At 65.7% G+C, this 9,280-nt stretch carries 13 protein-coding genes; all 13 read left to right on the top strand.

Features of this window, described 5'->3' with window-relative positions; genetic code table 11:
• Positions 1-46: 46 nt before the first annotated feature.
• The 13 genes from fusA (at position 47) to rpsQ (ending at position 9,231) form a co-directional block, all read left to right on the top strand.
• Positions 47-2,146 carry an elongation factor G gene (gene fusA / locus FHS23_RS00785; protein WP_183646179.1) on the top strand — a complete coding sequence of 700 codons (2,100 nt, stop codon included), beginning with the start codon at positions 47-49 and terminating at the stop codon, positions 2,144-2,146.
• 126 nt (positions 2,147-2,272) lie between these two features.
• A complete protein-coding gene (tuf, locus tag FHS23_RS00780; RefSeq protein ID WP_183646177.1) occupies positions 2,273-3,466 on the top strand; it encodes an elongation factor Tu in 1,194 nt (397 codons plus the stop codon).
• A gap of 370 nt (positions 3,467-3,836) precedes the next feature.
• Positions 3,837-4,142 carry a 30S ribosomal protein S10 gene (gene rpsJ / locus FHS23_RS00775; protein ID WP_028848712.1) on the top strand — a complete coding sequence of 102 codons (306 nt, stop codon included), beginning with the start codon at positions 3,837-3,839 and terminating at the stop codon, positions 4,140-4,142.
• 31 nt (positions 4,143-4,173) lie between these two features.
• Positions 4,174-4,830: a 50S ribosomal protein L3 gene (rplC, locus tag FHS23_RS00770; protein WP_183646175.1), complete on the top strand. Its 657-nt coding sequence runs from the start codon at positions 4,174-4,176 to the stop codon at positions 4,828-4,830.
• Positions 4,827-5,519 (top strand): 50S ribosomal protein L4, encoded by a 693-nt coding sequence (gene rplD, locus FHS23_RS00765; RefSeq protein WP_183646173.1) that lies wholly within the window; start codon positions 4,827-4,829, stop codon positions 5,517-5,519. The genes rplC and rplD overlap by 4 nt, the downstream gene beginning before the upstream one ends.
• Positions 5,516-5,824 (top strand): 50S ribosomal protein L23, encoded by a 309-nt coding sequence (gene rplW / locus FHS23_RS00760; RefSeq protein ID WP_183646171.1) that lies wholly within the window; start codon positions 5,516-5,518, stop codon positions 5,822-5,824. The genes rplD and rplW overlap by 4 nt, the downstream gene beginning before the upstream one ends.
• A 14-nt stretch (positions 5,825-5,838) precedes the next feature.
• Positions 5,839-6,675 carry a 50S ribosomal protein L2 gene (gene rplB, locus FHS23_RS00755; protein ID WP_183646169.1) on the top strand — a complete coding sequence of 279 codons (837 nt, stop codon included), beginning with the start codon at positions 5,839-5,841 and terminating at the stop codon, positions 6,673-6,675.
• 18 nt (positions 6,676-6,693) lie between these two features.
• Entirely contained in the window at positions 6,694-6,975 is a 282-nt protein-coding gene (rpsS, locus tag FHS23_RS00750; protein WP_075849106.1) for a 30S ribosomal protein S19, read from the top strand.
• 30 nt (positions 6,976-7,005) lie between these two features.
• Positions 7,006-7,416, top strand: coding sequence for a 50S ribosomal protein L22 (gene rplV / locus FHS23_RS00745; protein WP_183646167.1), 411 nt, complete (start codon positions 7,006-7,008; stop codon positions 7,414-7,416).
• Entirely contained in the window at positions 7,416-8,279 is an 864-nt protein-coding gene (gene rpsC, locus FHS23_RS00740; protein ID WP_183646160.1) for a 30S ribosomal protein S3, read from the top strand. The genes rplV and rpsC overlap by 1 nt, the downstream gene beginning before the upstream one ends.
• A 3-nt stretch (positions 8,280-8,282) precedes the next feature.
• Complete coding sequence (gene rplP / locus FHS23_RS00735) at positions 8,283-8,702, top strand: 50S ribosomal protein L16 (protein ID WP_183646158.1); 420 nt, start codon at positions 8,283-8,285, stop codon at positions 8,700-8,702.
• The gene (rpmC, locus tag FHS23_RS00730; RefSeq protein WP_030532883.1) at positions 8,702-8,953 is read left to right on the top strand and encodes a 50S ribosomal protein L29; all 252 of its coding nucleotides are present in this window, start codon (positions 8,702-8,704) and stop codon (positions 8,951-8,953) included. Before rplP ends, rpmC begins: the two co-directional genes overlap by 1 nt.
• On the top strand, positions 8,950-9,231 hold the full coding sequence (rpsQ, locus tag FHS23_RS00725) for a 30S ribosomal protein S17 (RefSeq protein WP_183646151.1): 282 nt from the start codon (positions 8,950-8,952) through the stop codon (positions 9,229-9,231). Before rpmC ends, rpsQ begins: the two co-directional genes overlap by 4 nt.
• The last annotated feature ends 49 nt before the right edge of the window (positions 9,232-9,280 follow it).

Raw genomic sequence — 9,280 nt, 5'->3', positions numbered from 1 at the left:
ATCGAGCCAGTGCCGGGCCCCACGCTTGAGACAGGGGAACATTCAAGTGGCACGTGACGTGCTGACCGACCTGAAAAAGGTCCGCAACATCGGCATCATGGCCCACATTGACGCCGGTAAGACCACCGCTACCGAGCGGATCCTGTTCTACACGGGGATCAACTACAAGCTCGGTGAGACCCATGACGGTGCGTCGACGATGGACTGGATGGAGGAGGAGCAGAACCGGGGCATCACCATCACCTCGGCTGCCACCACCACGTTCTGGGGCGACTACCAGATCAACATCATCGACACCCCTGGTCACGTCGACTTCACCGTCGAGGTGGAGCGCAGCCTCCGCGTGCTCGACGGCGCGGTCGCCGTGTTCGACGGCAAGGAGGGCGTCGAGCCCCAGTCCGAGCAGGTCTGGCGCCAGGCGGACAAGTACGACGTTCCGCGCATCTGCTTCGTCAACAAGATGGACAAGCTGGGCGCCGACTTCTACTTCACCGTCGGCACGATCCAGGACCGCCTGGGCGCGACGCCGCTGGTGCTGCAGCTGCCGATCGGTGCGGAGTCCGACTTCGAAGGCATCGTCGACCTCGTCTCCATGAAGGCTCTGACCTGGCGCGGTGACGTCAAGAAGGGCGAGCAGTACGAGATCGAGGAGATCCCGGCCGACCTGGCCGACCGCGCCGCGGAGTACCGCGAGAAGCTGATCGAGCAGGTCGCCGAGTCCGACGAGGAGCTGCTCGAGAAGTACTTCGGCGGCGAAGAGCTGACGATCGACGAGATCAAGACCGGCATCCGCAAGCTGACGATCGCCCGCGAGGCGTTCCCGGTGCTCGCAGGCTCCGCGTTCAAGAACAAGGGCGTGCAGCCCATGCTCGACGCGGTCGTCGACTACCTGCCGTCGCCGTTCGACGTGCCGCCGGTCCAGGGCACGCTGCTCAACGGCGAGACGCCCGCCGAGCGCAAGCCCTCGACCCAGGAGCCGTTCGCGGCGCTGGTCTCGAAGATCTCGGTCCACCCGTTCTACGGCAAGCTGACCTACATCCGGGTGTACTCGGGCAAGGTCACCTCCGGCACGCAGGTCATGAACGCGACGCGGGAGCGCAAGGAGCGCATCGGGAAGATCTTCCAGATGCACTCCAACAAGGAGAACCCGGTCGACGATGCACAGGCCGGCCACATCTACGCGGTCCAAGGCCTGAAGGACACCACCACCGGTGACACCCTGGCCGACCCGCAGAACCCGATCGTGCTCGAGTCGATGACCTTCCCGGAACCGGTCATCAAGGTCGCGATCGAGCCGAAGACGAAGTCCGACCAGGAGAAGCTCTCGACCGCGATCCAGAAGCTCGCGGAGGAGGACCCGACGTTCCGGGTGAGCCAGGACGACGAGACCGGTCAGACGATCATCGAGGGCATGGGCGAGCTCCACCTCGAGGTCCTCGTCAACCGGATGAAGAGCGACTTCAAGGTCGAGGCGAACATCGGTAAGCCGCAGGTGGCTTACCGTGAGACCATCCGCAAGACGGTGGACAAGTTCGAGTACACCCACAAGAAGCAGACCGGTGGTTCCGGTCAGTTCGCGCGGGTGATCATCAAGCTCGAGCCGTTGACCACCGGTGATGGTGCTCTCTACGAATTCGACAACCAGGTGACCGGTGGCCGCATCCCGCGGGAGTACATCCCGTCCGTGGACGAGGGCGCGCAGGACGCCATGCAGTACGGCGTGCAGGCCGGCTACCCGCTCGTCGGGTTGAAGCTCACCTTGTTGGACGGTGCGTACCACGAGGTCGACTCTTCGGAGATGGCCTTCAAGGTCGCCGGCTCCGTGGCGCTCAAGGACGCCGCGCGGCAGGCGAACCCGGTACTGCTGGAACCGATGATGGCCGTCGAGGTCACCACACCCGAGGAGTACATGGGTGACGTCATCGGTGACTTGAACTCCCGCCGTGGCCAGGTCCAGGCCATGGAGGAGCGGTCTGGCACGCGCGTCGTCAAGGCGCTCGTGCCGCTGTCGGAGATGTTCGGGTACGTGGGCGACCTGCGGTCCAAGACCCAGGGTCGTGCCAACTACACGATGGTCTTTGACTCCTACGCCGAGGTTCCGTCGAACGTCGCGAAGGAGATCATCGCCAAGGCGACAGGGGAGTAACTCCCACCAGCACCCAAAGCGGGCGGAAAAGGGGCCTCCCCTAAGGTCCGCACAACCGACCAGATCGAGTCGCAATCGGCGCAGCCACGCCGGGAGCGAGCAAGTACAGTCCAGGAGGACATTCCAGTGGCGAAGGCGAAGTTCGAGCGGAGCAAGCCGCACGTCAACATCGGGACCATCGGTCACGTTGACCACGGCAAGACCACGCTGACCGCGGCGATCACCAAGGTGCTGCACGAGCGCTACCCGGAGCTCAACCAGTCGCGCGCGTTCGACCAGATCGACAACGCGCCGGAAGAGAAGCAGCGCGGCATCACGATCAACATCTCGCACGTCGAGTACGAGACCGAGAAGCGTCACTACGCGCACGTCGACGCCCCGGGTCACGCCGACTACGTGAAGAACATGATCACGGGTGCGGCCCAGATGGACGGTGCGATCCTCGTGGTCGCGGCCACCGACGGCCCGATGCCGCAGACGCGTGAGCACGTGCTGCTCGCCCGTCAGGTCGGCGTGCCGTACATCGTCGTGGCGCTGAACAAGGCCGACATGGTCGACGACGAGGAGATCCTCGAGCTCGTCGAGATGGAGGTCCGTGAGCTTCTCTCCGAGCAGGAGTTCCCGGGCGACGACGCCCCGGTCGTGAAGGTCTCGGGCCTGAAGGCCCTCGAGGGCGACGAGAAGTGGTCCGACGCCGTCATCGAGCTGATGAACGCCGTCGACGACAACATCCCGGACCCGGAGCGTGCCGTCGACCAGCCGTTCCTCATGCCGGTCGAGGACGTCTTCACGATCACCGGTCGCGGCACGGTCGTCACCGGCCGTATCGAGCGTGGCGAGATCAAGCTCAACGAGGACGTCGAGATCGTCGGCATCCGCGAGAAGGCCACCAAGACCACGGTGACCTCGATCGAGATGTTCAACAAGCTGCTCGACGCCGGTCAGGCCGGTGACAACGCGGCGCTGCTCCTGCGCGGTATCAAGCGTGAGGACGTCGAGCGTGGCCAGGTCATCGTGAAGCCGGGCACCACGACCCCGCACACGGAGTTCGAGGGCTCGGTCTACATCCTCTCCAAGGACGAGGGTGGCCGTCACACGCCGTTCTTCAACAACTACCGTCCGCAGTTCTACTTCCGGACGACCGACGTGACCGGCGTCGTGACCCTCCCCGAGGGCACCGAGATGGTCATGCCGGGTGACAACACCGAGATCTCGGTGCAGCTGATTCAGCCGATCGCCATGGACGAGGGTCTGCGGTTCGCCATCCGTGAGGGTGGCCGTACCGTCGGCGCCGGCCAGGTCACCAAGATCAACAAGTAATTCGCACCCCGGGTGCAGGAGCCATATTTCGGTATGGCATCCTATTTAGGTTGCTCGACGCGGGGCGGCCGATTCTACGAGTAGACGAGAATCGGCCGCCCCGGCGCGAGCGTCCTGGGCTGACAGGGACGACAGTCGACTGTGAGTCGGGAGTGATCCGCCTGCCTTTTCCGGCAGTGATCACTTCATAGAGCAAAGACCTAGGGCACGACAATGATCCTGCGGGATCCGTGTGCGCGGCAAGGGCGACACGCCCGACCGCGTGGACCGGAGGCCGGATCGTTGACGTGCGGAAACCTCCAACTGGGTCCGACAAGGACCTTGCGAGGCTTCAGACAAGCGGCACGAGACGAAGGAACGAGCTGCCACCATGGCGGGACAGAAGATCCGCATCCGGCTCAAGGCCTACGACCACGAGGCGATCGACTCGAGTGCGCGCAAGATCGTCGAGACGGTCACGCGCACCGGCGCCTCCGTGGTTGGGCCGGTGCCGCTGCCCACTGAGAAGAACGTTTACTGCGTCATCCGCTCGCCGCACAAGTACAAGGATTCGCGCGAGCACTTCGAGATGCGCACGCACAAGCGGCTGATCGACATCGTGGACCCGACGCCGAAGACGGTCGACGCGCTCATGCGCATCGACCTGCCGGCGAGTGTCGACGTGAACATCCAGTAAGCGTTGGGCGAGCGGCGGAGATAAGAGACTCATGTCTGACAGGCAAGTGAAGGGCATTCTGGGCACGAAGCTCGGCATGACGCAGGTCTTCGACGAGAACAACCGGATCGTTCCGGTGACCGTCGTGCAGACCGGGCCGAACCTCGTGACCCAGGTGCGCAATCAGGAGAAGGACGGCTACTCGGCCGTGCAGTTGGCCTACGGCGCCATCGACCCGCGCAAGGTCAACAAGCCGGAGACGGGCCACTTCGACCGGGCCGGGGTGACGCCGCGGCGTCACGTCGCCGAGCTGCGCACGTCCGACGCGGACACCTACGAGGTCGGTCAGGAACTGACCGCCGAGGTGTTCGAGGACGGCGCGATCGTCGACATCACCGGCACCACGAAGGGCAAGGGCTTCGCGGGCACGATGAAGCGCCACGGCTTTTCGGGCCAGGGCGCGAGCCACGGTAACCAGGCGACCCACCGCAAGCCGGGCGCCATCGGTGGTGCGGCGACCCCGGGTCGCGTGTTCAAGGGCATTCGCATGTCCGGCCGGATGGGCAACAACCGCGTCACGACCCAGGGCCTGAAGGTCCACCAGGTGCGTGCCGAGGACGGTCTGCTGCTTATCAAGGGCGCGGTTCCCGGCCCGAAGGGCGGCCTTCTCTTCGTCCGTAGCGCCGCGAAGGGTGGTGTGACCGCATGACCGCGACGATCGAGGTGAAGACCCCGGCCGGCACTGCCGACGGCTCCGTCGAGCTGCCCGGTGAGATCTTCGACGTCCAGGCGAACATCCCGCTGATGCACCAGGTCGTGGTGGCTCAGCTGGCCGCTGCCCGCCAGGGCACGCACGACACGAAGACGCGTGGCGAGGTCCGCGGCGGTGGCGCCAAGCCGTACCGCCAGAAGGGCACCGGCCGTGCGCGTCAGGGTTCGGAGCGCGCGCCGCAGTTCACCGGCGGTGGCACCGTCCACGGGCCGACGCCGCGTGACTACGCGCAGCGCACCCCGAAGAAGATGAAGGTCGCCGCACTGCGCGGTGCCCTCTCGGACCGGGCGCGCAACGACCAGGTCCACGTGGTGACCGCCCTCATCGACGGTGACACTCCGTCGACGAAGGAGGCCAAGAAGTCGCTGGCCGCCCTCACGAGCGGCAAGCGCGTCCTCGTGGTCCTGCACCGCGACGAGGAAACGCAGTGGCTGTCGGCCCGCAACCTCGAGAACGTCCACCTGATCACGGCGGACCAGCTCAACACGTACGACGTGCTGGTCAACGACGACGTGGTCTTCAGCAAGGCGGCGCTGGACGCCTTCCTCGCCGGCCCGGTCAAGGGCAAGGGTGCGAAGGCGACGGCGACCTCCGGCGAGGTCTCGGAAGGGAGTGACCAGCAGTGAGCTCGGTGGCCATCCCCGACCCGCGTGACATCCTCATCGCGCCGGTGATCTCCGAGAAGTCCTACGGGCTGCTCGAGGACAACAAGTACACGTTCGTGGTCCGTCCGGACGCCAACAAGACCCAGATCAAGATCGCGGTCGAGAAGGTCTTCGGCGTCAAGGTGATCAGCGTGAACACGATCAACCGGCAGGGCAAGCGCAAGCGCACCCGGTACGGCTTCGGTAAGCGCAAGGACACCAAGCGCGCGATCGTCACGCTGTCGCCCGAGAGCAAGCCGATCGAGATCTTCGGCGCAGGCGCGTAAGGGACTGAGTAGACATGGGTATCCGTAAGCACAAGCCGACCACTCCGGGCCGTCGCGGCTCGAGCGTGGCCGACTTCTCCGAGATCACTCGGTCGACGCCGGAGAAGTCGCTGGTCAAGCCGGTCAGCAAGACCGGTGGTCGTAACTCCGGCGGCAAGATCACCACCCGTCACAAGGGCGGTGGCCACAAGCGCGCCTACCGGATCATCGACTTCCGTCGCAATGACAAGGACGGCATCCCCGCCAAGGTCGCGCACATCGAGTACGACCCCAACCGGTCGGCTCGTATCGCGCTCCTGCACTACGCGGACGGCGAGAAGCGCTACATCATCGCGCCGGAGAAGCTGAAGCAGGGCAACACGGTGGAGAACGGCCCGTCGGCCGACATCAAGCCGGGCAACAACCTGCCGCTGCGCAACATCCCGGTCGGCACCGTGATCCACGCGATCGAGCTCCGCCCCGGCGGCGGCGCGAAGATCGCGCGTTCGGCAGGCGCCCGCGTGCAGCTCGTCGCCAAGGACGGCCCGTACGCCCAGCTGCGGATGCCTTCGGGCGAGATCCGCAACGTGGACGTGCGCAACCGAGCCACGGTCGGCGAGGTCGGCAACTCCGAGCACTCCAACATCAACTGGGGTAAGGCGGGCCGCAGCCGCTGGCGCGGCAAGCGTCCGACGGTGCGCGGTGTCGTCATGAACCCGATCGACCACCCGCACGGTGGTGGTGAGGGCAAGAGCTCCGGTGGTCGCCACCCGGTGAACCCGAACGGCCGGCCGGAAGGCCGCACCCGCCGTCGCAAGGAAAGCGACAAGATGATCGTCCGCCGCCGGAAGACCGGCAAGAAGAAGCGCTGAGCAGGGAGGTAGAAGAACATGCCGCGTAGCCTGAAAAAGGGCCCTTTCGTGGACGACCACCTGCTCAAGAAGGTGGACGCGCTCAACGAGTCGGGCAAGAAGACCGTGATCAAGACCTGGTCCCGCCGGTCCACGATCATTCCGGACATGCTGGGCCACACCCTCGCGGTGCACGACGGCCGCAAGCACGTCCCGGTTTTCGTCACCGAGGCCATGGTCGGCCACAAGCTGGGCGAGTTCGCCCCGACGCGGACCTTCAAGGGCCACGTCAAGGACGACCGCAAATCTCGTCGCCGCTGAAGCAGCGCACCTTAAGAGAAGGAAGTAACGATGAACGCGCGTAACGACGCGGTAGCCGAGCAGGAGACCCTGCCGACGGCTTTCGCGCGGGCTCGCTTCGTCCGGGACTCGCCGACCAAGGTGCGCCGGGTGATCGAGCTGATCAAGGGTCAGAACGCGAACGACGCTCTGACGACGCTGAAGTACTCGCCGCAGGCCGCGGCGTACCAGCTGTCCAAGGTCCTCGCGAGCGCGATGGCCAACGCCGAGAACAACCTCGACCTGGACCCCGACACGCTGTGGGTGAAGAACGCCTACGCCGATGACGGTCCGACGCTGAAGCGCATCCAGCCGCGCGCCCAGGGGCGTGCGTTCCGGATCCGCAAGCGGACGAGCCACATCACCGTCGAGGTCGAGTCCCGTCCTGAGGCGAAGAAGAGCAAGAAGGCAGGTGGCCGGTAGTGGGCCAGAAGATCAACCCGCACGGCTTCCGGCTCGGGATCACCACGGACTGGAAGTCTCGCTGGTACGCCGACAAGCAGTACTCGGACTACGTGGCCGAGGACGTCAAGATCCGCAAGCTCCTGTCCACGGGCATGGAGCGGGCGGGCATCGCCAAGGTGGAGATCGAGCGCACCCGTGACCGGGTCCGCGTCGACATCCACACCGCGCGGCCGGGCATCGTCATCGGCCGCCGCGGCGCCGAGGCCGACCGCATCCGCGGTTCGCTGGAGAAGCTGACCGGCAAGCAGGTGCAGCTGAACATCCTCGAGGTGAAGAACTCCGAGGCCGACGCCCAGCTGGTTGCGCAGGGCATCGCGGAGCAGCTGTCCAACCGTGTCGCGTTCCGCCGCGCCATGCGTAAGGCGATCCAGACGTCCATGCGGTCGCCGCAGGTCAAGGGCATTCGGGTGCAGTGCAGCGGTCGCCTCGGCGGTGCCGAGATGTCCCGTTCCGAGCACTACCGCGACGGCCGGGTCCCGCTGCACACGCTGCGTGCCGACATCGACTACGGCTTCTTCGAGGCCAAGACGACGTTCGGCCGCATCGGCGTGAAGGTGTGGATCTACAAGGGCGAGCTCGTCGGTGGGCTGAAGGCCAAGGCCGAGCGTGACGCCGCCGCGGCGTCCGAGCGTCAGCCGCGCCGCGAGCGTCCGCAGCGGCGTCGTGGTGGCGCTTCGGGTACCACGCCGACCTCGACGGAGGCCGGTCGGGCGGCCGCGCAGGAGTCCGGCTCCGGTGCCGCCAAGGCCGACACAGACGTTGCGTCCGCGAACGCCCCCGAGGTGGCTTCGCCGGACGCTGCAGAGAAGACGGAGGGCTGAGGCGTGCTCATCCCACGCAAGGTCAAGCACCGTAAGCAGCACGCGCCGAAGCGCAAGGGTGCCGCCAAGGGCGGCACGAAGGTCACCTTCGGTGACTACGGTATCCAGGCGCTCGAGCCCGCCTACGTGACGAACCGGCAGATCGAGTCCGCTCGTATCGCCATGACGCGCCACATCAAGCGTGGCGGGAAGATCTGGATCAACATCTTCCCCGACCGTCCGCTCACGAAGAAGCCGGCCGAAACCCGCATGGGTTCCGGTAAGGGTTCGCCGGAGTGGTGGGTCGCCAACGTCAAGCCGGGCCGCGTGATGTTCGAGATGAGCTTTCCGAACGAGGCCGTGGCCCGCGAGGCCATGCGCCGCGCGATCCACAAGTTGCCGATGAAGTGCAGGATCGTGAGCCGTGAAGGTGGTGAGTTCTGATGGCGGCAGCTGGAGTTGCTGCGTCGGAGCTGCGTGAGCTTACTGCGGAAGAGCTCGTGCTGCGTCTGAAGGAATCCAAGGAGGAGCTGTTCAACCTCCGGTTCCAGATGGCGACCGGCCAGCTCGACAACAACCGCAGGCTTCGCACGGTCCGCGCGGACATCGCGCGCATCTACACCGTGATGCGCGAGCGCGAGCTCGGTCTCTCGATCGCGCCTGACGAGACTGACGAGAGTGAAGGTGCCGCATGAGCGAGCCGGTACAGAAGGCTGACTCCGGTCGGAACTACCGGAAGGTCCGTGAGGGCCTGGTCGTGTCCGACAAGATGGACAAGACGATTGTCGTGGAGCTCGAGGACCGTAAGAAGCACCCGCTGTACGGCAAGGTCATGCGCTCGACCAAGAAGGTCAAGGCGCACGACGACCAGAACACGGCCGGCGTGGGTGACCGCGTCATCGTGATGGAGACCCGCCCGCTGTCCGCCACCAAGCGGTACCGGCTGGTCGAGATCCGCGAGAAGGCCAAGTAATCAGGGGGCGGCAACAGCCCCATTCGTTCCGCCAGGCTCGGTACGAAAC

The sequence above is a fragment of the Prauserella isguenensis genome, assembly GCF_014191605.1.
Taxonomy (GTDB): Bacteria; Actinomycetota; Actinomycetes; order Mycobacteriales; family Pseudonocardiaceae; genus Prauserella; species Prauserella isguenensis.
Note: the sequence above shows the minus strand (reverse complement) of the source record. Positions and strands in the feature narration are given on the sequence as shown.